This is a genomic window from Peteryoungia wuzhouensis (assembly GCF_003205195.1).
Classification (GTDB): domain Bacteria; phylum Pseudomonadota; class Alphaproteobacteria; order Rhizobiales; family Rhizobiaceae; genus Allorhizobium; species Allorhizobium wuzhouense.
In genome coordinates, this window is the sequence record NZ_QJRY01000003.1 from 107,411 (window position 1) to 131,602 (window position 24,192).

Consider the following 24,192-nt stretch of genomic DNA (forward strand, 5'->3'; position numbering starts at 1 on the left):
AAAAAGGAGACAGGCGTGTCGGATCTGAGCCGGGCCCGTGTGGACGCCTTTCTCGAAATGCTGAGTGCGGAGCGGGGGGCGGCTGCCAATACGCTTTTGTCTTACGAACGCGACCTGGAAGACCTCGCCTCCTTTCTGTCGGGGCGAAAGGTATCGGTCGGCAATGCGACCCGGGACGACCTCGTGGCCTATCTGGCCGACCTCTCAAGGCGCGGCTTCCAGCCGACGTCCCAGGCACGCCGGCTGTCAGCCATGCGGCAGTTCTACAAGTTTCTCTATGCGGAAAACCTGCGCGGCGACGACCCGACCGCGATCCTCGATGCGCCGAAGAAGGCGCGTCCGCTGCCCAAGGTGCTGACGGTCGAGGATGTGAACGGCATGCTGACGCTGGCCGAGGAAGAGAGCCTTGAGGAAGGACCCGAACAGCCACAGCGCATACGCCTGTTGGCTTTGCTGGAACTGCTCTATGCGACCGGCATGCGCGTGAGCGAACTCGTGTCGCTGCCGGCCAAGGTCCTGACCCAGGAAGGACGCTTCCTGGTGGTGAAGGGCAAGGGCAACAAGGAACGGCTGGTGCCGCTGTCACGCACGGCGATCGAGGCACTGGCCCGTTACGGGACGATCCGGGCGGAAAACCCGGTCCATGCCGCGAGTTCCTTCCTGTTTCCGGCGGCATCAAAGGAAGGGCATCTGCCCCGCCAGGTCTTTGCCCGCGAGCTGAAGGATCTCGCCATCAGGGCCGGCCTGTCGGCCGCGGCCGTTTCGCCGCATGTGCTGAGACACGCCTTTGCCAGCCATCTTCTCGGCAATGGAGCCGACCTGCGCGTGGTGCAGGAACTGCTTGGCCACAGCGACATTTCCACGACACAAATCTACACGCATGTATTGGACGAGCGGCTGCAGCAACTGGTGCAAACACATCACCCCCTTGCAAAACAGGCCAAAAACCCCGATTAGGACCGGCAAAGCCGGTTCCTGCGGGCGGCGCGCGCCAGGGACGAACGATCGGAACGGAGTTCATGCACAATTATCTCGACTTCGAAAAACCCATCTCCGACCTCGAGGCCAAGATCCGCGAACTGAAGAAAATCGCGGAAGAGGACGAGAGCATCGACACCTCGGAAGAGATCAGCCGGCTGGAAAGCCGCGTCGACGAGGCGATGGTGGACATCTATTCGAAGCTGAACGCCTGGCAGAAGACGCAGGTCGCGCGCCATCCGCAGCGGCCGCATTTCGTCGACTATGCCGAAGCGCTGTTCACCGAATTCACGCCGCTGGCCGGTGACCGCAAGTTTGCCGAGGACGCCGCCATCCAGGCCGGCCTCGCCCGCTTCCGTGGCCAGCCTGTTGCCGTGATCGGCCAGGAAAAGGGCAACGACACCAAGTCGCGCATCAAGCACAATTTCGGCAGCCCGCGTCCCGAAGGCTATCGCAAGGCGATCCGCGTCATGGAAATGGCCGATCGTTTCGGCCTGCCGGTGATTTCGCTGATCGACACGGCCGGCGCCTATCCGGGCGTGGGTGCGGAAGAGCGCGGCCAGGCGGAAGCCATCGCCCGTTCGACCGAAATGTGCCTGGGCCTCAAGGTCCCGATGATCTCTGTCGTGATCGGCGAAGGCGGCTCCGGCGGCGCGATCGCGATCGCCACGGGCAACCGCGTCTACATGCTCGAACACGCGATCTATTCCGTCATTTCGCCGGAAGGGGCGGCCTCGATCCTCTGGCGCGACTCGACCCGCGCCAAGGAAGCCGCGACCAGCATGAAGATCACGGCGGAAGACCTGAAAGGTTTCGGCATCATCGACGGCATCATTCCCGAGCCGGTCGGCGGCGCGCACCGCGCCCCGGAAAAGGTGATCAATGCCACCGGCGACGTGATCTTCACGGCGCTCACCGAACTCTCTGCGCAGCCGGGCGACAAGCTGCGCACCGACCGTCGGCAGAAATTCCTCGAGATCGGCCGAAATCTCTGACGCCGCAGGCTATTTGCCATCACTCCGCCGTTTTGCCGCCCTAGCGGCAGAAGGCGGGTGAGGCCAGCCGGTTTCCGGTGGTTTATAATTTGTGAAGAAAGACATTATAAACTATTGATCCCGGGCTCCTTGAGCCTGTCTATCAGTTCTGGAAAGAGCGTTTACGCATGCGCTTGACATCAACGGCCCTGCTCCTGGTTTTTGCTGCTGCCCTCGCGGGCTGCAATGACACGTTGGAAAGTGCGACCTACGATACGCCGAAGGTCTCCAACAAGGTCGAGCAGCCGCTGCCCGGCCGCATCCTTGCCGAAATCCAGAAGAAGGGCATGGAGCGCAATTCGCCGATCATGCTGCGCATCTTCAAGGAAGAGGGCAAGCTGGAGGTCTGGAAGGCGAAGACCAACAACCGCTTCGACCTGATCGCCTCCTACGACATCTGCGCCTGGTCGGGCCGCCTTGGCCCGAAGGTCAAGGAAGGCGACCGTCAGGCGCCCGAGGGCTTTTATCCGCTGACGCCCTATCACCTGAACCCGAATTCGAAATATTTCCTCGCGATCAACACGGGTTTCCCGAACCGCTTCGACCAGGCCAATGGCCGCAGCGGCACGAACCTGATGATCCACGGCGCCTGCTCTTCATCCGGCTGCTATTCGATGACGGATGCGCAGATCCTTGAGATCTATGCCTTCGCCCGCGACGCCTTCAAGGGCGGCCAGACCTCGATCCAGCTGCAGGCCTTTCCCTTCCGCATGACCGCCGAGAACATGGCGCGCCACCGCCACAGCCAGCACATCGAGTTCTGGAAGATGCTGAAGGTGGGCTATGACCAGTTCGAGGTGACCAAGCGTCCCCCGGAAGTGAATGTCTGCGAGAAGAAATACGTCTTCAACCAGGTGGCCGCTGAGGGCCAGAGCTTCGCGGCCCAGGCCGCCTGCCCGCCGATGTCGACGCCGCCGGCGCTCGAAATGGCCATGGCAGGCTATAATGCCGCCTATGACAAGGCCTATGACAAGGCCATGAAAAAGTTCGACGGCAAGATCTGGTACGACCCGACCGAAGCCGAGCGCAAGGCGCTGGTGGCGGACCTGCGCCGGTCGCGTGCCAAGGATCTCGCCTTTGCCCCGACCGGATCGGCGCTGAAGGCGGGCAAGCTGCTTGATATCGACGATGTGGATCCCGCGACCCTCAGCGCACCCGACGGCGCTGCCGCGGTAAACCGCATGGCGAACAACGCATCGGGCAATGGCACGGCCGCACCGATGTCGACGCCCGGCAATGCAGCCCCGGTGGCAAACCAGGCAGCGACCGCGCAAGCGGCTCCGGGCACGCAGACTGCGAGCAACATTCCCGTGCCGCAGCCGAACCCGCTGGCACCGCCGCAGGCCGCAGCCGCTCCGGAAGCGCCGACCAGCAAGAAGCCCTTCTGGAAGCTCTGGCAGTCGGAATGACCGCCGCCATCCTCTATGATCTCAAGGGGCTGAAATGCCCCCTGCCCGTCCTGAAGACGCGGCGCAGGCTGGCGGACATGAACCCCGGCGAGGAACTGCTGATCGAGACCAGCGACCCGCTGGCCGGCATCGACATCCCGCATTTCTGCGGCGAGGACGGCCACGACCTTCTCGCCCAGGAGAAGATCGAGACCGGACATCGTTTCCGCATCCGCAAGGGTGGCGCTCAGAAAGCCTAGAACTTGAAACCCGGCACCGACAGCGGATTGTCGGTCATCGCGGCGCGGTCGGGACGGTCGATCGCGACCTTGCCGGTGAAAGCGCCGAACAGATCCCGCACATAATCTTCCGAGAGATCTTTGGTGATCAGCACCAGCCGCGTCTTGCGGTCGGACCCCTCGGGCCAGGCCGACAGGCGGACCGGCGGATGGAAGATCGACTGCACCCCATGCAGCACGAGCGGCTTGTCCGGCCGGTCGGTCAGCGCGACGATCGCCTTCATTCGAAGGAGTTTGTCGCCGTGGGTGGAGCGCAACAGGTCGATGAACATGTTGATCGCCATCGGATCGATCGGCTGGTCGTGCAGGATCGAATAGGAGCGGATCTGATCGCCGTGTCGGTTCACGTCATGGGCGTGATGATGGTGGTGGTGCTCATGGTGATGGTCATGATGATGACCGTGATGATGATCATGGTTGTCGTGGCCGTGGTGATCGTGGTCGTGATGATGGTGATCATCGGCAGCCGCCATCTCGTCCCGCAGCCACCGGTCGACATCGGGGATCTTGCTACCGGGATCGTAGAGACCGTTAATCAGGATGGAGGCTTGAGCAGCTCCCTCGTCATCGCCATCGGTGATCGGCGCGCGCGGATTGAGCGCTCTCAGCCGGGTCGTGATGCGGTCGATCGTCTCCGCATCGGCGAGCGTCTTCTTGGTGAGGATCAGCCGGTCGGCGACCGCGACCTGGCGATAGGCCTCGGGGAAGCTCTCGATCGTCGACAGCCCGTTGACGGCATCGACCACAGTCACGACGCCATCGAGATCGAAATGCTGGGCGATGGACGGATGGCCCATGACCGACTGCATGACAGGCGCGGGATCGGCAAGGCCGGTGGTTTCGATGACGATGCGGGACAAGGCTTTCAGCCGTCCCGTCTGCATGCCGTCGATCAGTTCGGCGAGTGTGTCGACCAGTTCGCCGCGCACTGTGCAGCACAGGCAGCCATCGGCCAGTTCCACCACCGCATCATTCGATGCCTCGACCAGCAGGTGGTCGATCCCGACTTCGCCGAACTCGTTGATGATGACGGCGGCATCCTTCATCGCCGGGTCCTTCAGGAGCCGGTTGAGCAGGGTCGACTTGCCCGCCCCGAGGAAGCCGGTGAGGATCGAAACAGGGATGCGGTCAGTCGTCATGAAATCGCTCACAAACTCGGACGGGGCTTGGGGATCGGCACATTGGCGATTTCGCCAGCGGGCGTTTTCTTGCTGTCGACCGGCTCGCTGCCCGGGATCAGCCCGGCAAAGCTCATGACCGGCGGATGATCCATTTCGCGGATATAGGCCGACAGGAGCTTCATGCGGCCGCCTTCGTCGCGACCTTCGCTGCGCACGGCGGCGGCCTTGGGATTGCAGATATCGGCGCTGATATCGGCCACCTGATCCTGGCCCTCGCCATAAGGCGCCAGCGCCTCCAGCCGGTTCCCGGCGACATTGGTGGTCAGCGCCTTCTGCAGCAGATCCGCCGACATGTCGGCACGCGCGCCAAGACTGTCAGCACCGAGCACGACGGAGATCACGGTGCGGCCATTGCGCGTGGCCGACGAGACCTGGTTGAAGCCGGAGGCGCAGATGAAACCCGTCTTCATGCCGTCGGCGCCGGGAAAGCGACCGATCAGCAGGTTGTAGTTCGGGTATTCCTTCTTGCCGGTGGTGACGCCTTCGAGCGTAAAATAGCCGGCATGTTCGGGGAATTCACGGCGGATGGCGGCGGCGAGCAGGGCGAGATCCCGCGCCGTCGTATACTGACCCTTGCCCGGCAATCCGTTCGGATTGATGAAGCGGCTGGAGCTCATGCCGAGGCGTTTCGCTTCCGCATTCATCCGCGCGACAAAGGCGCCTTCCGTGCCCCCCACCGTCTCGGCGATCGCAACGGCCACGTCATTGGCCGACTTGACGAGCAACAGCTTCAGCGCGCTGTCGAGCGTCAGCTTCGAACCCGGCTTGAAATACATCTTGCTGGCCGGCTGGTCGGCCGCATGTTTGCTCATGACGACGACGGTATCGAGCGAGACCTGGCCGCTGCGGATGGCACTGAAGGTCACATAGGCCGTCATCAGCTTGGTGAGCGAGGCGGGATACCACTTGCGAAACGCCTCCTGATGGGCGATCACGCGGCCGCTCGCGACATCGACGACCACGACCGGATTGGCGGCGACGACGCCGGGGGCGGCAACGGCGACGAGGGCTGCAACAGCGACCATTCGGCGGAGGGCTGCTCTGACGGAGAACCTGCCCGGGCACTTCGTTGACACGATTGGGAACCTCTTGTTCGCGGGTAAGGAGTGCTGGCATTGCCATGCCATGGGAGTGCAAGCAATGGCAAAGCCCATTGAATACGTCAATTGAAAGGCGCACATTCAGGCCCGACAATCATGTGATCGAAAGCCTCCAGGATAATGCAATGCCGATACTGAACAGTGCCTCCGAACTCCAGTCGGTGGCCACCGCATGGCGTCGCCATCTCCATGCCCATCCCGAAATCCTCTATGACGTCGAGAACACGGCGGCCTTCATCACAGAAAAACTGCAGGAATTCGGTGTCGACGAAATCGTGACCGGCATCGGCCGCACCGGCGTCGTCGGCATCATCAAGGGCACCGGCACCGGCCGCACCATCGGCCTGCGGGCCGACATGGATGCCCTGCCGCTGGAGGAGATTTCGGGCAAGCCCTGGGCGTCCGCGACCGCAGGCCGCATGCATGCCTGCGGCCATGACGGGCATATGGCGATGCTACTGGGTGCCGCCAGGCATCTGGCCGACACGCGCAACTTCGCCGGTCGCGTCGCGGTCATCTTCCAGCCTGCGGAAGAAGGTGGACGCGGCGCGCTCGCGATGGTCGAGGACGGCCTGATGGAGCGCTTCGACATCGCGGAAGTCTATGGCATGCACAACATGCCGGGCAAGAAGGCCGGCAGCTTCGCCATCCGCAAGGGCGGCATCATGGCAGCCCCCGACAAGTTTGCGCTGAAGATCATCGGTCGCGGCGGCCATGCGGCCGAGCCGCACAACACCGCCGACACGATCGTCATCGGCGCCCAGATCGTCGGCGCCCTGCAGACGATAGCCGCCCGCAACGCCAATCCGCTGCGCTCGGTGGTCGTCTCGGTCACGCAGTTCCATGCCGGCACGACGCACAACATCATTCCGGAGGAGGCCTTCATCTCCGGCACCGTGCGCTCGCTGGATGAACAGGTGCGTGACCTTGCCGAGCGCCGCATCGGCGAACTCGCCTCCGGCATTGCCGCCGCCCACGGGGCGCAGGTCGAATACGATTACGAACGCGCCTGCCCGGTCACGGTCAACCACCCGAGGGAGACCGACTATGCGGCAGAGGCCGCCATGGAGGTGGTCGGCCCCGAACATGTCGACACCGAGGTCGATCCGAGCATGGCGGGTGAGGACTTCGCCTTCATGCTGCAATCGCGCCCCGGCGCCTATATCATGATCGGCAACGGCGACACGGCCGGCCTGCACAACCCGGCCTATGACTTCAACGACGAGATCCTCTCGGCCGGCATCTCCTACTGGGTCCGCCTCGCCGAGCACCGCCTTCCCCGCTGAATGGACACAAAAGACGATGGCCAGTTCGACCGAGCGGAAAACCGCTTGGCTTGCCCGCCCGGCTTTTGTATGGAGGAGGAAGTGGTCCCGTAGCTCAGCAGGATAGAGCACCAGATTCCTAATCTGGGGGTCCCGCGTTCGAATCGCGGCGGGATCACCATTGCGTCAGCAAGAAGTTCCCTGTGTGAATCTGGGGTTGCATTCCCCCTCAATATCGCCAGCATGGAACCATACCATGCTGGCGCCGAGTGTCCGATTTCGCCAGCTGATATCGGGAGGGAATGCGATGGCTTCAATATCCCGCAGTTTGACGACCGATGCCGCCGATATTGTCGAGAAAGCCGTGACGCGGATCAATGATGGCGCGCCGGCGATTCTTGACGGGCAAGGCGAGGAGAACGCAACGGCGCTCCTCTTCTATCTCGTGGAAAACGGGGTGAGAGACGAGGACGAACTTGTCGAATTGACGCTGATGGCCGAAGGCAAACGATACGATCCGGCCAACGGCACGTTTAGCTGAGACGCGGAGGCGTCCGGCTCAACCGCGCCCGCCAAGATGGCGGGTATCCGCGTTTTCATCATGTTTGTAGAGCTCTTTGGCAGCGGCGTCGCTGCGTTTCTGTTCGTCAGAAGTGAGGCGCCGTTGCCGCAGGAGAGCGTAGGCGATGGCACCACCCAGAAGAATGGGACCGACGATCACCGCCAAGAGCCAGAACAGATTGCTGATCATCAGGAATACCTCGCTGGTTGTGAAGAGGGGGTCCTGATGCCAACCGGCAGCGGCGAGAAAGGTTCCGGGCGCTCAGCTCTCCTTGGGGAGCTTTTCGTCCAAGGACTTTTGCAGATCCTGAGCCATATCGATCAGGCGCTGCGGCACCTTTTCGCGCTCCAGTTCGGCCATCAACAGATCGAGCTTGTCCCGCACCACGCCGCCGGTGCGATCGCGCCTGCCCGGAATAGAGCTTGCCGCCGTGTGTGACATTCAATTCTCCGCTGTATGTGCATGTTGAGGCCGCTCGGCACGAATTTCGTCTGGGAGCGCAGTATGTCTATACGCCATCCGGCGATCTTCGGATCTCATAAAGATGCGTTTCCCGGCTGTTTCTCACCGGCGTCCTCGGATCGAAGCTCCGGAAATGCCTCCAGAAGCGCCTTGCCGCCGTCATAGACCAGACGCTCGGTTTTAAGCACAATGGCGAGACTGTCGGATACATCGACTTCGTCCTCATGCACAACCTCGACCCGGTCACCCGACGCGAGAACCAGCGTTGCCCGCCGTTTGAAACCCTGCTTGATCAACCAGTCCCGCGGGGCCTGCAGATCAACCCTGACGGCAAGACCGCCATCCGCCTCTTCCGCAACGACACGATAGGACACCGGCGAAAGCCGCTCGCCGATGAGAAGCTGTCCCTGTCCGTCGGCGTTCTCCAGATGTGCCATGACTCGCCCTTTCTTGTTCCAGAATGACAAGCAAACCGCGCGTGAGGGGAGAAGTTCCAATCGAAAAACCTCGTGGGCAACGGAACCGGCGCCACGACCACACGTTGATGTCAGGAAAATTCAGGAGTGTTTTCAGCACGAGGCAGCCATGAGCAGCGCACGCCAGACAACGGATCATCAAGAGATCCGCCGCTGGATCGAAGAGCGGGAAGGGACACCCTCGCGCGTCAAGGACAGCCCTGAGGGAGGTCTCCTGAGGGTCGATTTTGGCGAGCAGGAAGAACGCCTGGAGCGGATGGATTGGGAGGAGTTTTTCTCTGTTTTCGAGAAAAGCGATCTTGCCTTCCTTCATCAGGATCGGACTGCCGACGGCAAGATCAGCCGTTTCAACAAGTTCGTCAGCCGAAGCTGATCGCCGTGCTGCTTCTGCCGGACACCTCTGCATCCGGGACGGATCGGGTCTCGCTGGAGTGGATTGGCATGACAGCGTTGAGTTCCATGGGAGGAGCGTGACTTGAATACCCGCACACGCAGAGCCGAGCTTGCCGCACAGTCCGAAGTCGTGGAACTCATTCCGGCACTGCGGGCCTTTGCACGAACCTTTTGTCCGAAGCCCGAAGAGGCCGATGACCTCGTCCAGGAAACCCTGACAAAGGCGCTGGCGAACCTCGACAAGTTCGAGCCGGGAACGCGGCTGAAATCCTGGCTGTTCACCATCATGCGCAACACCTTCTGCACGCGCTTCAAGAAAAGCAGTCGCGAGACGGTGGGCCTGCCGGAAAGCCTGACGTCGAAGCTGACGACCGATGCGACGCAGGAATGGACCGTGCAGGCCGAGGAAGTTCGCCGCGCACTCGACCGCCTGCCGGCGCATCATCGCGAGATGCTGGTGCTGATCGTGATGCTCGGCGAACGCTATGAAGATGCAGCCGCGATCTGCGGCTGCGCCGTCGGCACGGTGAAGAGCCGCCTGAACCGCGCCCGCCAGCAGCTTCGTCGCGAACTGGGCGAAATGGGCGGCGACAGCCCGGTCTGATGATGCGGCAAACCGACGACGCAGCGCTCGAAACGACCGTGCCCGAAGATCGCGCCGAACTCGAGGAGATCGGCCTGGTTTACGTGACCGACAACAGCCCCGGTATCGCCCGGCGCCGACGTGGCGCTGGCTTCTCCTATCATCTTCCCGACGGCACGAAGATCGGCGATGAGGCGATCCTCGCCCGCATCCGCCGTCTGGCCTTGCCGCCGGCCTATGAGAGGGTCTGGATCTCGCTGGAGCCGCGCGGCCATCTGCAGGCGACCGGGTTGGACGCGAGAGGCCGCAAGCAGTACCGCTACCATGCCGATTGGGCAGCCTGGCGCAGCAGTCGCAAATTCGACGACCTCGTGACCTTTGGCCATGCGCTGCCGTCGATCCGCCGGCGGGTCTTGCGCGATCTGGAGGACCGGTCGCAGGAAACGCCCTTTCTCCTATCCGCGCTCGTCAGCCTCCTGGACGTCACCTATATGCGTGTGGGCAACCGCACCTATGTCGAGGAGAACAAGACCTATGGTGCGACGACGCTGCAGAAACGGCACCTGACCTTCGAGCAGGACGGCATACGCCTGAGTTTCACGGCCAAGGGCGGCAAGCGGGTCCGCCGCAAGCTGCGCCATCCCAGACTGCAGAAGATCCTCGAGGAGATTGCGGACCTGCCGGGTCGGGATCTGTTTTCCTGGCGCGACCGCGAAGGCGCGCTCCACCGCATCGATTCCGGCCGCCTGAATGCCTATCTCGCGCAGATTGCCGGCCATGCACTGTCCGCCAAGACCTTTCGCACCTGGGGCGGCAGCGTTGCGGCCTTCGGCGAAGCCTGGAAAATGATCCAGGCGGATGAGCGGCCGACCATTCGGCAGATGTGCCAGATCGCCTCCGATCGCCTGCACAACACGCCGAGCATCTGCCGGTCGAGTTACGTGCATCCGGCGATCCTTGCGCTGAGTGACCGGGAGGCAGATCTGTCTGCCGTGAAGGCTCTGATTGCGCGTTCTTCCGCTCACACACTGCTGCGTGCCGATGAGAACAGGCTGATGGCGTTCTTGGAAGCCGGGCCTCTGCCGAATTCGAACGGCTGACACAGAAAGGCCCGGACGAGCCGGGCCTTTTGCAGGGTCTTGGTGCGCAGACGTCACGCAGCCTTCTTCTGGCCGGCCGAATTGACCGCGCTCTGTGCAAGCTTGCTCAGCGAGGCGTCGGTCTTGGATTCTTCCGACAGCGTTTCGCTGAGAAGCGTGACGGCTTCCGTATAGCCGAGCTGCTGGGCCCAGGCCTTCAAGGTGCCGTACCGGCTGATCTCGTAGTGCTCGACCGCCTGGGCGGCAGCCAACAGACCGGCATCGAGGGCGGGAGAGCCCTTGAATTCTTCCATGATCTCTTCGCCCTCTTCGAGGATGCCCTCAATCGCGGCACAGGTCTTGCCGCGCGGACGCTTGCCGATGAGTTCGAAAACCTGCTGCAGGCGTTCGATCTGGCCCTCGGTTTCGTCCTTGTGCAGCTGGAAGGCATCCTTCAGCTTCTCGTCCTGCGCTGCGCGCGCCATCTTCGGCAAAGCCTTGAGGATCTTGCGCTCGGCATAATAGATGTCTTTCAGCGTTTCATGGAAAAGATCGTCAAGTGTCTTGGTCGCCATGGGTGTGTCTCCTCGTTGTTGGGAATGCAAAAGCACAACCGACCGCCATTGCCTTTGTTCCTGGGTATTTTTCTTGCAGGCGCCGGAACGTTTGCTGGCGATCGCGGTTGGCGAAGGTGCGGGGCCAGGCGCCTTGCCGGATGCAATGGAGGAGAAAATGACCGAGAGAACCACCGAGCATGGGGAGCGCCGGCTTGCACCCACCGGCGACTACGCGCCGGGAGACAGCGGCTTCGTGGACCGGACGCAAGATACAGCGGTGACGACCGGCAGCGACCGCCACGGCGCGATTGTTGAAGCGATCAGCAACGCCCTCATGGAGGATCCCGCGCTGGACGCATCCGCGATCAAGATCGCCGTCGAGAACGGTATCGTCATCCTGACCGGAATGGTCACCGACGCGGCCGAAAGATCGAGAGCCGAAGACTGCGCCTCACGAACAACCGGTGTCACGCAGGTGCAGAACCGATTGCAGACCCGCATCTCCGGCGAAGGCAGCGTGATGACGCAGGCCTGAGCCGCTTTGGAGTGTGGATCAGTCTTTCAGGACGCGCAGGGCATTGAGGATGACCGCGACGTCGATCACCTCCTGCAGCAGCGCACCCTGGACCGGCGACATAAGGCCGAAGGCTGCGGCCACCATGGCCATGCCGGAGAGCACCACGCCGGCACCGGCACTCTGTCGGGCAATGCGCCGCGAGCGGCGCGCGATGTGGCATGCCACCGGGAGGCGTCTCAGATCATCGGCCAGAAGCACGGCATCGGCCGCTTCGGACGAGGCGGCCGAGCCGCGGACGGAGATGGCAACGCCGACATGCGATGTCGCCAGCGCAGGGGCATCATTGACGCCATCGCCCACCATCATCACCACGCCGGTCTGCTTTTCCCCGAGCACGAGCGCGACCTTGTCGGGAGCGCTCAGATCCCCCGCTACCGCATCGAGACCGAGCGCGCCGGCTGCCGCTTGCGCGACATCCGTGCGGTCGCCGGAAGCCATGACGATCCTGGTGATGCCGAGGGCGCGAAAGGCGGCAATCGCCTCCGCCGCATCCGGCCGGACGGGATCGGTGAGCGTGATGAGGCCGGCGGCCTGCCCATCAATGCCGACGGCAACCACGGCGGCACCTGGCGGCAGACTGTCGCGCGAAAAATCCGCATCCGGCGGCAGCCTGCTGCGCACAAACCGCGTCCCCCCCAGCAGCACCTCATGACCATCGACCCGGCCGAACAGCCCCTGCCCCGGCTGTTCGACGACATCCTGCGGCAGAGACAGTGCAAGCCCTGCGTCCAGCGCAGCCCGAACGAGCGCCTCGGCGGCGACATGGGCGGAGGCCTGATCGAGGGAGGCCGCGAGCCGCAAGACGTCGTCGCGATCAAACCCCTGCGCGGGCAGGACCGCACCGACCGCCGGCCGGGCCGAAGTGACCGTGCCTGTCTTGTCGAGAACCACCGTGGTGACGGCCGCAAGCGCCTCCAGAGCCCCGGCCGTCTTCACCAGAACGCCCCGAGCGGCGGCCCGAGACATGCCGGATATGACCGCGACCGGCACGGCAAGGATGAGTGGGCAGGGGGTGGCGACAACAAGCACGGCGAGGGCACGGGCCGGATCGCCGCTCCAGCCATAGGCGGCACCGGCGAGACAGAGCGTGAGGCCGAGAAAATAGAGGGCGTAGCGATCGGCAAGCCGCGCCATGGGGGAACGGCTCTGCTGGGCCTGCTCCACCAGTCGCACGATCCCGGCATAGGTGCTGGTCGCCGAACCACGCAACACAAGAAGATCAAAGGCGTCGCCGACAACAGTGGCACCGCTCGGGATTTCCCGCCCGCGATCGAAACTCACAGGCATGGGTTCGCCCGTGAGGGCCGAGAGATCAAGCACGGCATTCGCGCCCATCAGCCGGCCATCGACCGGGACCACTTCGCCGCGGCGCAACAGGATGACTTCACCCGGCACAAGCGCCTCGATCGGCACCGTTTCGAGCGTTTCGCCGCGATGGACCACGGCGCTGCGCGAGACGCGTCCGAGCAGGGCGGTCATGTCGCGTCGAGCCCGGCCTTCGGCATAGCTTTCCAGCAATTGGCCACCGGCATACATCACGGCGACAATCGCCGCCGCGAGGTTTTCGCCAAGAAGAAGTGCCGTTCCAATGGCGAGGGCCGCAATGGCGTCGACGCCGATCCGGCCGCTGAGCAAAGCGCGGACCATGTCGAAGACGAGCACCACCAGAACGGCGAATGCGCCCGAAGCCCAGATAAAGCGGGCCGGCAGGGGGGCACCCGACAGATGGATCACACCGCCGACCACAAGACACAGAAGCGAAAGGACGGCCAGCAGAGTGGGGCCGTTTTCGCGCAACCGCGTCATCTGCTGCGACATTGACATACGACCTCCTGCGCATTCGGCGCATGGCCGAAAAGCCTCTCTCTTGCTGGTCCCGCTATTCCCTTGTAGAGCCATCTGAGCATGAAGCAATCGGACGTAAGCAGCATGATCGACAGCGACCGGCCCCGCCGCCTTTCCGTTCTCGGTTCGACCGGGTCGATCGGCGTCAATACGCTTGACGTCGTCGATCAGCTCGGCGGACGCGACCGCTTCGAGGTCATGGCGCTCACCGGCAATGGCAATCTCGAGCTCCTGGCTGAACAGGCACGCCGCTTCGGCGCGAAGCTCGCCGTTACCGCCGATGAAAGCCAGTATGTGGCGCTGAAAGATCTTCTGTCCGGCTCAGGCACCGCTGTGGCGGCAGGCAGCAGCGGTCTGGACGAAGCGGCCGAGATGGACGCTGGCTGGGTGATGGCGGCGATCGTCGGTACGGCCGGTCTCGCACCGACGCTCAAGGCCGCAGCCCGCGGCGCCGATATTGCGCTCGCCAACAAGGAATGCCTGGTCTCAGCCGGCAGCCTTTTCGTCGAGGCGGTGAAGAAGGGCGGCGGACGACTGATTCCGGTCGACAGCGAGCATTCGGCAATCTTCCAGTGCCTGGAGCAGGATCAGCGGCACGCGCTGGAGCGGATCGTGCTGACAGCTTCGGGTGGCCCCTTCCGCACCCATAGCCGCGAGCAGATGGCCAATGTCACCGTGCAAACGGCGCGCAGCCATCCGAACTGGTCGATGGGCCTGAAAATTTCGGTTGGCAGCGCCTCGATGTTCAACAAGGCGCTGGAGATGATCGAGGCCAAGCACCTCTTCGACGTGGCGCCGGACCAGATCGAAGTGGTCGTGCATCCGCAGTCGATCATTCATTCGATGGTCGGTTATACCGACGGCTCCGTGATCGCCCAGCTCGGCGTGCCGGATATGCGCACGGCCATTGGTTATGCCCTCACCTATCCGAAGCGCCCGGCGCTGAATGTCGACCGGCTGGACTTCGCCAAGCTGGCAAGGCTCGATTTCGAGGCCCCGGACGAAACCCGTTTTCCGGCGATACGGCTGGCGCGAACTGCACTGGAGCGCGGCGGATTGCAGGGGGCCATCCTGAACGCGGCGGAAGAAACGGCCTTCAACGCTTTCGTCGAGGAGCGCATCGGCTTCCTCGCCATGGCCGATGTCGTGGAACGGGTGATGGACGATCTGGCCGGGATGGCCGAGCCGGCATCGATCGCAGACGTATTTGCCGCCGACCGCGAGGCAAGGCGAAAGGCGGCCGGGGTGATCGACCGCCTCTGAGCCTCAGCTGCGATCGTAGACGGCAGCCCGCAGCATTTCCGGATAGGCCCCGGTGCAGCCTTCAAGGGCGTTGTTGGTGAGGCTGACCACCGTCAACCGCTTCGCTGGATCGATGAACCAGGTATTGCCATAGACACCGCCCCACTGGATCGCCCCTTTGGGCAGAGCCGTCATGGCAGCAGCAGGGTCGACGACGAGACCGCCGACGAAGGTGAAACGATAGCCGGGTTCTCCCTCGACATCGCCGATCTGGTTTGACAACGCGGTACCGGCCGTTTCCGGCTTCAGGAACGACGATCCGTCACTGCGCAGCATTTCCAGAAGCCGCATCACGTCTTTCGCCGTTCCGGCCATGCCGGCCCCACCGGACTGGAAGGCCCTGGGGTTGAAGATACGGGCGGGTGAAAACACGGTGCGCCATGCTTCCTCGTCACCGCTCACCCAGGGGTCCGGCATGCGGACGGGGTGTTGCGGATGATCGGCATAGGGAACCGCCAGACGCTGTGGATCGGTGACGTGAAAGCGCGAATCGACCATGTCGAGCGGTCCGGCGACATGGTGCACCACGGTCGCCTCCAGTGTGTCTCCATGGGCAGCGGCAACGACACCGCCAAGAATATCAGTCGCAAAGGAATAGGCCCAACGCGTGCCCGGCTCGAAAGCGAGCGGAATGCCGTTGTGGCGGCTGAAATTCTCCTCGAGGCTGAGATCCGTATTGCCAAGACCGAGTGTCATGCGCTGGCCCTCGGGCAGGAGCTCCAGTGCGGGATCGTAGATGAGACCGGAGGTGTGAGTCAGCAGATGGCGAAGGGTGATTGCCGCTTCGCGGCCATCAGGCGCTTTCGGGCGAAACCAGGGAAGATAGTCGGAAACACGATCATCGAGACCGAGCAGCCCCTTGTCGACCATCGCCAGCACCGTCACGGCAACAAACGGCTTGGTGACGGAGGCATAACGGAAGATCGTATTGAGGCGCGCCGGCACAGCCGCCTCACGATCGGCGAAACCGGCAGCTTTTTCCAGGATCGGCTTCCCATCCTGATAGACCAGCACCACCGCACCGGTGATGCGTTCTTCCTCGATCACCCGGTCGACCAGGTTACTGACGCGTCTGGCAATGCTCACGTGCTCAAACCTCCAAAGAAAATGCGGGCTCCGTTTCCGGAACCCGCATCGTTATGCGAAGGATTTTGCCTGCGATCAAGCGACCGCGCGGGCGAGCGCGCAGCGCGACCAGAGCTGATGCAGCGAGCCGACGAGATGTTCGAGATCGGCATCGGTATGCAGCGGGGTCGGCGTGATGCGCAGCCGCTCGGTCTTTTTCGGGACCGTCGGATAGTTGATCGGCTGCACATAGATGGAACAGTTGTCGAGCAGGAGGTCCGAGATCCACTTGCACTTGGCGGCATCGCCGACCATGACCGGCACGATATGGCTCGGGTTCGGCATATGCGGAATGCCGGCCTTGTCGAGCATGAAGCGCAGACGACGCACCCGCTCCTGATGGGCGAAACGCTCGACCTGACTGGTCTTCAGGTGACGGATCGAGGCGACGGCACCGGCAGCAAGGGCCGGCGGCAGGGCCGTCGTAAAGATGAAGCCGGAAGCAAACGAGCGGACGAAATCGCAGAGCGCGGTGGAGGCAGCGATGTAACCGCCCATCACGCCAAAGGCCTTGCCGAGCGTGCCTTCGATGACCGTCAGGCGATGCATCAGGCCTTCGCGTTCGGCAATGCCGCCACCATGGGCACCGTACATGCCAACGGCATGCACTTCATCGAGATAGGTCATCGCGCCATACTTGTCGGCGAGATCGCAGATTTCCTTGATCGGCGCGATATCGCCATCCATCGAATAGACGGATTCAAACGCGATCATCTTCGGCGCGCGCGGATCGGCAGCAGCGAGCTTCGCTTCCAGATCCTTGACGTCGTTGTGCTTCCAGATGACGCGTTCGGCCTTGGAATGGCGGATGCCTTCGATCATCGAGGCATGGTTCAGCGCATCCGAAAAGATGATCAGGCCCGGGATCTTGGCGCCGAGCGTGCCAAGGGCCGCCCAGTTCGAGACATAGCCCGAGGTGAAGATCAGCGCCGATTCCTTGCCGTGCAGGTCGGCCAGTTCGCGCTCGAGAAGAACGTGGTAGTGGTTGGTGCCAGAGATATTCCGGGTGCCTCCCGCACCCGCGCCACAGTCATCGATCGCCTGTTTCATGGCTTCGATGACGAGCGGGTTCTGGCCCATACCGAGATAGTCGTTCGAACACCAGACGGTAACGTCCTGGGTGCCTTTTTCGGTGTAGCGGGTGGCGCGGGGAAAATTGCCACGCTGGCGTTCGAGATCAGCGAAGACGCGGTAGCGGCCTTCCTCGTGAAGTCCAGCCAGCTGCTCCGTGAAAAACGCCTCGAAATCCATTCCTGTCACTCCAGTATTTGATACCCTTTTGGGTATCTCGGGCAGCGCGGTCAACCCCGGTATTGTACATTCATTCTAAACTGCGACAAAAGGCGCGAATTTTAGAATGCTCACATATAAATCCTAACGCTTTCTGCCGTATCGAACTTGATCTGCGTCAACTCCAGACAAAAAGGACGGCAGAGCGCCGTCCTTTCGTTGCAGAGCATCGCTCGCGCGTCGGTCAGGAAGCCTGAACGGCGCGTTTGGCCATCACGCGGATGAGATTTGCGCGGTATTCGGAGGTGCAATGCAGGTCCGACATGAGGTCGGACGAATCAATTGCGACGCCGGAAACCGCATCGGGGGACCAGTTGGCGGCGAGTGCCGCCTCAAGCCCCGCATGGCGGAAGACACCATTGGAGCCCGCACCGGTGACGGCGACGCGCACGCCGCCTGCCCCCTTCGAGACGAAGACACCGGTCATCGCATAGCGCGAGGCCGGATTGGCGAACTTGGCATAACCCGCCTTTTCCGGAGCGTCGAAGCGGATGGCCGTAATGATCTCGTCGTCTGCGAGCGCGGTTTCGAACAGGCCGACGAAGAAATCGTCGGCCGCGATCTCGCGGGTATTGGTGATAACGGTCGCACCGAGCGCCAGCACCGCCGAGGGATAGTCGGCAGCCGGATCGTCATTGGCGACCGACCCGCCGATCGTACCCATATGCCGGACATGCGGATCGCCGATCAGCGAGGCGAGATGGCAGATCGCCGGACAGACCGCGCGGATGGCCGAGGACGAGGCGACCTCCGCATGGGTGACGGCGGCACCGATGGTGACGCGACGACCTTCGACCTTGATGCCCTTGAGGGCCTCGATATGCCTGAGGTCAACGAGATCGGACGGCTGGGCGAGACGCTGCTTGAGCGCCGCGATCAGCGTCTGGCCGCCGGCAATGAACTTGCCGTCCTCGGCACCGGACAGGAGCTTTCCGGCATCGTCGACGGAGGAGGCGCGATGGTAGCTGGTGGAATAGAGCTGCATGGTTCTCTCCTTCCTTATTCGGCGGCCTGACGGGTCGCATTGGCCTGGAGCGCGCTCCAGACGGCAAGCGGCGTCGCCGGCATGTTGAGGTCGTTATTGCCGATGGCATCGGTGATCGCATTGATCAGCGCCGGCGGCGAACCGATGGCACCGGCCTCGCCGCAACCCTTGATCCCCAGCGGATTGCCCGGGCAAGGCGTGTTCTGGTGCGAGACGTTGAAGGATGGCAGGTCATCGGCGCGCGGCATGGCGTAATCCATGTAGCTCGCAGTCAGAAGCTGCCCGGTCTGCGGATCGTAATGCACGCCTTCGAGCAGCGCCTGGCCGATGCCCTGTGCGATGCCGCCATGCACCTGGCCCTCGACGATCATCGGATTGATGATATTGCCGAAGTCGTCGGCGGCGACGAACTGCACGATCTCAGTCTTGCCCGTTTCCGGATCGACCTCGACTTCCGCAATGTAGCAGCCAGCCGGGAAGGTGAAGTTTGAGGGGTCGTAGAACGCGCCTTCCTTCAGGCCCGGCTCCATGCCGGACGGCAGGTTGTGGGCGGTGTAGGCGGCAAGCGCCACCTGGAACCAGGGCAGCGTCTTGTCGGTGCCGGCGACCTTCAACTCGCCGTTTTCGATGACGATATCGCTCTCGTCGGCTTCCATCAGATGCGCCGCGATCTTTTTCGCCTTGGCCTCGACCTTGTCGAGCGCCTTGACGATCGCCGACATGCCGACGGCACCGGAGCGCGAGCCATAGGTGCCCATGCCCATCTGCACCTTGTCGGTATCGCCATGCACAATCGAGACATTGTCGATCGGCAGGCCGAAGCGTTCCGCAACGAGCTGGGCGAAGGTGGTTTCATGGCCCTGGCCATGGCTGTGCGAACCGGTGAGCACTTCAACCGTGCCCACCGCATTGACGCGGACTTCAGCCGATTCCCACAAGCCGACGCCGGCCCCGAGCGAGCCGACCGCCGCCGACGGCGCGATGCCGCAGGCCTCGATATAGCAGCTCATGCCGATGCCGCGCAGCTTGCCGCGACGAGCAGCTTCCGCCTTGCGAGCGGCAAAACCGTTCCAGTCGGCAGCAGACATGGCGGCTTCGAGCGAGGCGTCGTAATCGCCCGCGTCGTAGCACATGATCACGGGCGTCTGGTACGGGAAGGTCCGCACGAAATTCTTCCGGCGCAGTTCCGCCGGCGAGATGCCAAGTTCACGAGCGGCGGTTTCGACGGTGCGTTCCAGAAGGTATGTCGCCTCCGGACGGCCGGCGCCGCGATAGGCGTCAACCGGGACGGTATTGGTGTAGACGGTGCGGACATTGGCGTGGATCGCAGGGATCGCATACTGGCCCGACAGCAGCGTTGCATAGAGATAGGTCGGGACCGAGGACGAGAAGAGCGACATATAGGCGCCGAGATTGGCGATCGTGTCGACCTTCAAACCGATGATCCTGTGGTCCTTGTCGAAGGCCATTTTCACCTTCGACACATGGTCACGGCCATGGGCATCGGTGAGGAAGGCTTCCGTGCGGTCAGACGTCCACTTGACCGGCACGCCGGTCTTCTTCGACGCCCAGAGACAGACAACCTCTTCCGGATAGATGTAGATCTTCGAGCCGAAGCCACCACCGACATCGGGTGCGATAACGCGCAGCTTGTGCTCCGGCGCCACGTTGTAGAAGGCGCTCATCACGAGGCGCGCGACATGCGGGTTCTGCGAGGTCGTGTAGCAGGTGAAGTGGTCTTCCGCTGTGTCGTAGATGCCGAGCGTGGCGCGCGGCTCCATCGGGTTCGGCGAGAGACGGTTGTTGAAGATGTCGATCTCGGTGACATGGGCGGCACTGGCGATCGCGGCATCGGCGGCAGCGCTGTCGCCGATCTCCCAGTCGAAGATCAGGTTGCCGGGAGCTTCGGGATGAAGCTGCGGCGCACCAGGCTTCAGCGCGTCGACCGCACCGGTGACGACCGGCAGCTCTTCATACTCGACCGCAACGGCCTCCGAGGCATCGCGCGCCTCACCGATGTTGTCGGCAACGACGATGGCGACGGCATCGCCAACATAACGCACGGTCTCATGCGCCAGCGGACGCCAGGCGCCCATCTTCATCGGCGTGCCGTCCTTCGAATGGATCATCCAGCCGCAGATCAGATTGCCGATACCGTCAGCCAGCAGCTGCTTGCCGTCGAGCACGTCGATGACGCCGGGCATGGCCTTGGCGGCAGAAACGTCGATCGACTTGATCTTGGCATGGGCATAGGGCGAGCGGACGAAATAGGCATATTTCATGCCCGGGACGACCATGTCGTCAGTATACCGGCCCTTGCCGGTCAAAAAGCGCTTGTCTTCCTTGCGCGCCACACGCGCGCCGATTCCTTCAACACCCATTGTCTTCTCCTCCAGAGAAACAGGAATAAGGTTTTAGGCAGTAGGGGATAGGCAGTAGGGGATAGGCAGTAGGCAGTAGGCAGTAGGCAGTAGGCAGTAGAAAACAGCTCAGGATGCTTCAGGGTCGCTGCTGCTACTGGCTATTGGCTAAATCCCATTTCCTTCCCACTCACTCGGCGGCCTGGCGGCCGGCGGTCATCGCTTCGTTGGCCGAAAGCACGGCCTTGACGATGTTGTGGTAGCCCGTGCAGCGACAGATATTGCCTTCGAGCTCGTGGCGGACGGTGGCCTCGTCGAGCGCACCGTTGTGACGACAGATCATGTCGAGCGCCGTCATCACCATGCCGGGCGTGCAAAAGCCGCATTGCAGGCCGTGATGCTCCTTGAAGGCCGCCTGCACCGGATGCAGCTCGCCGCCGGAAGAGAGGCCCTCGATGGTGGTGATCGAGGATCCCGAAGCCTGCACGGCCAGGATCGAACAGCTCTTGATCGACTTGCCGTCCATGTGAACGACGCAGGTGCCGCACTGGGTCGTGTCGCAACCCACATGCGTTCCCGTCAGACCAAGCTTCTCGCGAATGAAATGCACGAGCAGGGTGCGATCCTCGCACTCTCCGCTCACTGTCCGGCCATTCACCGTCAGTGTCACTTTAGCCATGTTGTTCCTCCTCGTGTCTCTCCCGGACACGAGGAGTATCGTGTGAGTTTTGTGTGACATGTGCAACCGTCCAAAGCGCCGCAATCGAAAATTTTATGTGCCGCATCGCAGCATCAGACATCCTGTAAATCCTGGGTTCATCTTCGATGGCTCATGCAGGAGAGCCACCTCGTCGCGCTGTGAGCCACGACCATGGACTTTCCAATGTCCAGGACTATGCTGACGGCAGCCGACCGCCGTTCGGGGAGCCCTTGGGCGGGTGGCAAGCTGTAAAAACAAGACCGGTTCGACCGGGCGCGTGGAACTTGGAGAGATGAAGATGAAGAAAGCTCTTGTGCTGATGCTGGTCGGCCTTTCGGTCGCAGGCTGCAGCCAGACCGAACGCGGCGCAGGTATCGGCGCGGCCTCCGGCGCGATTATTGGTGGCATCGCCACCGGCAACGTCCGCGGCGCAGCCGTCGGAGCCGCCATCGGTGGCGTTGCGGGTGCCGTGATCGGCAATGTGTCGGAACAGCCCGGCCAGTGCTACTACCGTGACCGCTACGGCAACCGCTACATCGACGCCTGCCCGCGCAACTACTGACGCGGACGCAGACCACCCATGAGATCGAAGGGCGGGGAGGCAACACTTCCCGCCTTTTTCGCCCTTTGCTGAAAAAGAGGGTATCCCTTTTGGGGTCTTTCCGCCTAAGTTGTTCTGCGGCAGGGGAGTGCCTGACAGATCGCGATGTAGCGAAATGCGAAGACCGAGTGGATCGATATTGCCGAAGTTTAGTCATGCGTTCCGGCTCGGGTTGGTTCTGACCGTTGCAAGCCCGCTTCTGCTGAGCGCCGCCCCGGCCGGCGCCTTCGAGCTGTTCGGCATCCATCTGTTTGGCGAAAAACAGGCCGACCGCGACATCATCGACCCCGTCGATTACACCCTGACATTCGATGCCGGCACCGATCAGCGCGACCTGCGCAAATCGCTGGAGCGCACCTCGCTTCTGCTCGCAGATGAAGAGAAACCCGTCTCCGGCGATCTTGGCCTGGTCATCAAGGCCCGTGACGACCGTGACCGGCTGATTGCGACGCTCTACGAAAGGGCGCTCTATGGCGGCATCGTCAAAATGACGATCGACGGGCGAGACATCGACCAGCTGCCGCCCAATCCGACCTTCGATCGGTCGCGCCCTGTCCCGGTCACGGTGTCCATCGAGCCTGGTGCGGAATTCACCCTGGGCAAGGTTTCCCTGGAAGGCGATGCAAGCCGCCTCGACCCTGCGGATTTCGATCTCGCGCCAGGCGAACCCGCCGGATCGCTGGTGATCCTGAAAGCCGCCCAGAAGATGGCGGACACTCTGAAGGCCGAGAGCCGTCCTTTGGCCCGTATCAGTCGCCGTGATGTGGTCGCGGACCACGACACCAAGACGGTCGACGTCACCATTGCGGTCGATGCAGGGCCGGTCGCCCCGCTTGGGACCGTCAGTGTCAAGGGTGCGCGCGCGGTGAACGCCGACTTCATCGAGCGCTATTCCCGCCTGCGCCCCGGCCAGAAATACGATCCCGAACAGCTGCGCAAGGCGGCCGAGCGGCTGCGCGCGCTCGGCGTGTTTTCGTCCGTGACCCTCAAGGAAGACGAAACGCTGGCCGACGACGGAAGCCTGCCGGTCGGCATCGTCGTGTCCGAAGGCAAGCATCGCTACTTCGGCTTCGGCGCCAGCTATTCCTCTCTGGATGGCGCCGGCCTTGAAGGCTACTGGGGCCATCGCAATCTCTTCGGCAATGCCGAATCGCTGCGCATCGAGGGCGCCGTTCGCGGTCTCGGCGAAAGCCGCGACGTGACCGACCTGAGCTCGCTCGACTATACGGCCGGCATCACCTTCATCAAGCCAGGCGCCTTCTTTCCGTCGGCCACGCTGGAGGCGAGCATCAAGGGCAGCACGCTGAAGACCGATTTTTACGATGCGGCGACCGTGACCGGGAAGGTGGCGCTCGCCTATGAACTGACGGATGCCGACACGGTGAGCGCCGGTGTGTCCCTGGCTTATGACAGCATCGACGACGCCTTCGGTGACGACAACACCTATCTGACCTTCGGCGTGCCGGTTGGCTATGTCCGCGATACACGTGACAACCGGCTCAACCCGACCGAGGGGCACTACGGCACGGTGACCGTCACGCCGAGCTACGACTTCTTCGGCCAGACGGCGTTTGCCTCGGTGGAAGGATCGATCTCCGCCTATCTTGGGCTGGGCGCGGAAGACCGGGTGGTGCTTGCCGGCAAGCTTTCAGCGGGTGCCCTGTTCGGTGGCGGCGACCTCTCCGACATTCCCGCGACACGCCGCTTCTTCGCCGGTGGCGGGGGTTCCGTGCGCGGCTATTCCTTCCAGGAAATCACACCCTACAATGCTGTCGGAGATGGAACGGGCGGGCGTTCGTACACCACCGCCTCCGTCGAAGCGCGCATCGGCATCACCGACACGATCGGCATCGTGCCCTTCCTCGATGTCGGGACGGTCGCCGACGATACCGTTCCCGACTTTTCGGACCTGCGCATGGGTGCCGGCGTCGGCCTGCGCTACATGACCCCTTTCGGTCCGCTTCGCCTTGATGTCGCCATGCCACTGAAACGTTATGACGGCGGCAGTCGTTATGGCATCTATGCGGGCATCGGCCAGAGCTTCTGACCG

Annotated in this window: 25 protein-coding genes and 1 tRNA gene; 14 read left to right on the forward strand and 12 right to left on the reverse strand. The window is 62.8% G+C overall.

Going from position 1 to position 24,192, the window contains the following annotated elements; all coding sequences use genetic code 11:
• Positions 1-15 precede the first annotated feature (15 nt).
• The 4 genes from xerD to DMY87_RS09700 all read left to right on the forward strand — a co-directional run bounded on the left by xerD (position 16) and on the right by DMY87_RS09700 (position 3,660).
• Complete coding sequence (gene xerD / locus DMY87_RS09685) at positions 16-957, forward strand: site-specific tyrosine recombinase XerD (RefSeq protein WP_110791114.1); 942 nt, start codon at positions 16-18, stop codon at positions 955-957.
• A 62-nt stretch (positions 958-1,019) separates the two neighbouring features.
• Complete coding sequence (locus DMY87_RS09690; RefSeq protein ID WP_110791115.1) at positions 1,020-1,973, forward strand: acetyl-CoA carboxylase carboxyltransferase subunit alpha; 954 nt, start codon at positions 1,020-1,022, stop codon at positions 1,971-1,973.
• Positions 1,974-2,140: 167 nt separating this feature from the next.
• Positions 2,141-3,421: a L,D-transpeptidase family protein gene (locus DMY87_RS09695; RefSeq protein ID WP_110791116.1), complete on the forward strand. Its 1,281-nt coding sequence runs from the start codon at positions 2,141-2,143 to the stop codon at positions 3,419-3,421.
• On the forward strand, positions 3,418-3,660 hold the full coding sequence (locus DMY87_RS09700) for a sulfurtransferase TusA family protein (protein WP_110791117.1): 243 nt from the start codon (positions 3,418-3,420) through the stop codon (positions 3,658-3,660). Before DMY87_RS09695 ends, DMY87_RS09700 begins: the two co-directional genes overlap by 4 nt.
• On the opposite strand, the gene DMY87_RS09705 is transcribed toward DMY87_RS09700, so the two are convergent.
• Positions 3,657-4,838 (reverse strand): CobW family GTP-binding protein, encoded by a 1,182-nt coding sequence (locus DMY87_RS09705; protein WP_110791118.1) that lies wholly within the window; start codon positions 4,836-4,838, stop codon positions 3,657-3,659. The two genes, DMY87_RS09700 and DMY87_RS09705, sit on opposite strands and share 4 nt — an antisense overlap.
• 8 nt (positions 4,839-4,846) lie before the next feature.
• A complete protein-coding gene (locus DMY87_RS09710) occupies positions 4,847-5,905 on the reverse strand; it encodes a D-alanyl-D-alanine carboxypeptidase family protein (protein ID WP_110791119.1) in 1,059 nt (352 codons plus the stop codon).
• A gap of 200 nt (positions 5,906-6,105) precedes the next feature.
• Between DMY87_RS09710 and DMY87_RS09715 the strand changes: the two genes are divergently transcribed.
• The 3 genes from DMY87_RS09715 (at position 6,106) to DMY87_RS09725 (ending at position 7,786) form a co-directional block, all read left to right on the forward strand.
• Positions 6,106-7,266, forward strand: coding sequence for a M20 aminoacylase family protein (locus DMY87_RS09715; RefSeq protein ID WP_110791120.1), 1,161 nt, complete (start codon positions 6,106-6,108; stop codon positions 7,264-7,266).
• An 83-nt stretch (positions 7,267-7,349) separates the two neighbouring features.
• Positions 7,350-7,426 (forward strand) — tRNA-Arg (locus DMY87_RS09720).
• A gap of 75 nt (positions 7,427-7,501) precedes the next feature.
• Positions 7,502-7,786 carry a hypothetical protein gene (locus tag DMY87_RS09725; RefSeq protein WP_245408871.1) on the forward strand — a complete coding sequence of 95 codons (285 nt, stop codon included), beginning with the start codon at positions 7,502-7,504 and terminating at the stop codon, positions 7,784-7,786.
• Positions 7,787-7,804: 18 nt separating this feature from the next.
• On the opposite strand, the gene DMY87_RS09730 is transcribed toward DMY87_RS09725, so the two are convergent.
• The 3 genes from DMY87_RS09730 to DMY87_RS09740 form a co-directional block, all read right to left on the reverse strand.
• Complete coding sequence (locus DMY87_RS09730) at positions 7,805-7,996, reverse strand: hypothetical protein (RefSeq protein WP_245408872.1); 192 nt, start codon at positions 7,994-7,996, stop codon at positions 7,805-7,807.
• 72 nt (positions 7,997-8,068) lie between these two features.
• Positions 8,069-8,248 (reverse strand): hypothetical protein, encoded by a 180-nt coding sequence (locus DMY87_RS09735; RefSeq protein WP_110791122.1) that lies wholly within the window; start codon positions 8,246-8,248, stop codon positions 8,069-8,071.
• Between the two features lie 95 nt (positions 8,249-8,343).
• Positions 8,344-8,706 carry a hypothetical protein gene (locus tag DMY87_RS09740; protein WP_110791123.1) on the reverse strand — a complete coding sequence of 121 codons (363 nt, stop codon included), beginning with the start codon at positions 8,704-8,706 and terminating at the stop codon, positions 8,344-8,346.
• Between the two features lie 13 nt (positions 8,707-8,719).
• On the opposite strand from DMY87_RS09740, the gene DMY87_RS09745 reads away from it, so the two are divergent.
• The 3 genes from DMY87_RS09745 (at position 8,720) to DMY87_RS09755 (ending at position 10,821) form a co-directional block, all read left to right on the forward strand.
• Positions 8,720-9,118 (forward strand): hypothetical protein, encoded by a 399-nt coding sequence (locus DMY87_RS09745; RefSeq protein ID WP_425353491.1) that lies wholly within the window; start codon positions 8,720-8,722, stop codon positions 9,116-9,118.
• Between the two features lie 102 nt (positions 9,119-9,220).
• Positions 9,221-9,742 (forward strand): sigma-70 family RNA polymerase sigma factor, encoded by a 522-nt coding sequence (locus tag DMY87_RS09750; protein WP_110791125.1) that lies wholly within the window; start codon positions 9,221-9,223, stop codon positions 9,740-9,742.
• On the forward strand, positions 9,742-10,821 hold the full coding sequence (locus DMY87_RS09755; RefSeq protein WP_245408873.1) for a DNA topoisomerase IB: 1,080 nt from the start codon (positions 9,742-9,744) through the stop codon (positions 10,819-10,821). Before DMY87_RS09750 ends, DMY87_RS09755 begins: the two co-directional genes overlap by 1 nt.
• 53 nt (positions 10,822-10,874) lie before the next feature.
• Here the strand turns inward: DMY87_RS09755 and DMY87_RS09760 are convergent, their stop codons facing one another.
• A complete protein-coding gene (locus DMY87_RS09760; RefSeq protein ID WP_110791126.1) occupies positions 10,875-11,375 on the reverse strand; it encodes a YciE/YciF ferroxidase family protein in 501 nt (166 codons plus the stop codon).
• 157 nt (positions 11,376-11,532) lie between these two features.
• Here DMY87_RS09760 and DMY87_RS24155 point away from each other — a divergent pair, with 157 nt between their 5' ends.
• Positions 11,533-11,892, forward strand: coding sequence for a BON domain-containing protein (locus DMY87_RS24155; protein ID WP_165826197.1), 360 nt, complete (start codon positions 11,533-11,535; stop codon positions 11,890-11,892).
• Between the two features lie 18 nt (positions 11,893-11,910).
• Here the strand turns inward: DMY87_RS24155 and DMY87_RS09770 are convergent, their stop codons facing one another.
• Positions 11,911-13,752 (reverse strand): heavy metal translocating P-type ATPase, encoded by a 1,842-nt coding sequence (locus DMY87_RS09770; RefSeq protein ID WP_245408874.1) that lies wholly within the window; start codon positions 13,750-13,752, stop codon positions 11,911-11,913.
• A gap of 111 nt (positions 13,753-13,863) precedes the next feature.
• Here DMY87_RS09770 and dxr point away from each other — a divergent pair, with 111 nt between their 5' ends.
• A complete protein-coding gene (dxr, locus tag DMY87_RS09775; protein WP_110791128.1) occupies positions 13,864-15,042 on the forward strand; it encodes a 1-deoxy-D-xylulose-5-phosphate reductoisomerase in 1,179 nt (392 codons plus the stop codon).
• Positions 15,043-15,045: 3 nt separating this feature from the next.
• Here dxr and DMY87_RS09780 read toward each other — a convergent pair whose 3' ends face one another.
• The 5 genes from DMY87_RS09780 to DMY87_RS09800 form a co-directional block, all read right to left on the reverse strand.
• Positions 15,046-16,167, reverse strand: coding sequence for a serine hydrolase domain-containing protein (locus tag DMY87_RS09780; protein WP_110791129.1), 1,122 nt, complete (start codon positions 16,165-16,167; stop codon positions 15,046-15,048).
• Between the two features lie 75 nt (positions 16,168-16,242).
• A complete protein-coding gene (gene hemA, locus DMY87_RS09785) occupies positions 16,243-17,457 on the reverse strand; it encodes a 5-aminolevulinate synthase (protein WP_110791130.1) in 1,215 nt (404 codons plus the stop codon).
• A gap of 223 nt (positions 17,458-17,680) precedes the next feature.
• Positions 17,681-18,481 carry an FAD binding domain-containing protein gene (locus DMY87_RS09790; RefSeq protein ID WP_110791131.1) on the reverse strand — a complete coding sequence of 267 codons (801 nt, stop codon included), beginning with the start codon at positions 18,479-18,481 and terminating at the stop codon, positions 17,681-17,683.
• A 14-nt stretch (positions 18,482-18,495) separates the two neighbouring features.
• A complete protein-coding gene (locus DMY87_RS09795) occupies positions 18,496-20,862 on the reverse strand; it encodes a xanthine dehydrogenase family protein molybdopterin-binding subunit (RefSeq protein ID WP_110791132.1) in 2,367 nt (788 codons plus the stop codon).
• 169 nt (positions 20,863-21,031) lie between these two features.
• Entirely contained in the window at positions 21,032-21,520 is a 489-nt protein-coding gene (locus DMY87_RS09800) for a (2Fe-2S)-binding protein (RefSeq protein WP_054149870.1), read from the reverse strand.
• Positions 21,521-21,839: 319 nt separating this feature from the next.
• On the opposite strand from DMY87_RS09800, the gene DMY87_RS09805 reads away from it, so the two are divergent.
• Both DMY87_RS09805 and DMY87_RS09810 read left to right on the forward strand, forming a co-directional pair.
• The gene (locus DMY87_RS09805) at positions 21,840-22,103 is read left to right on the forward strand and encodes a glycine zipper domain-containing protein (protein ID WP_110791443.1); all 264 of its coding nucleotides are present in this window, start codon (positions 21,840-21,842) and stop codon (positions 22,101-22,103) included.
• Between the two features lie 154 nt (positions 22,104-22,257).
• Entirely contained in the window at positions 22,258-24,189 is a 1,932-nt protein-coding gene (locus DMY87_RS09810; protein WP_110791133.1) for an autotransporter assembly complex protein TamA, read from the forward strand.
• Positions 24,190-24,192: the final 3 nt, after the last annotated feature.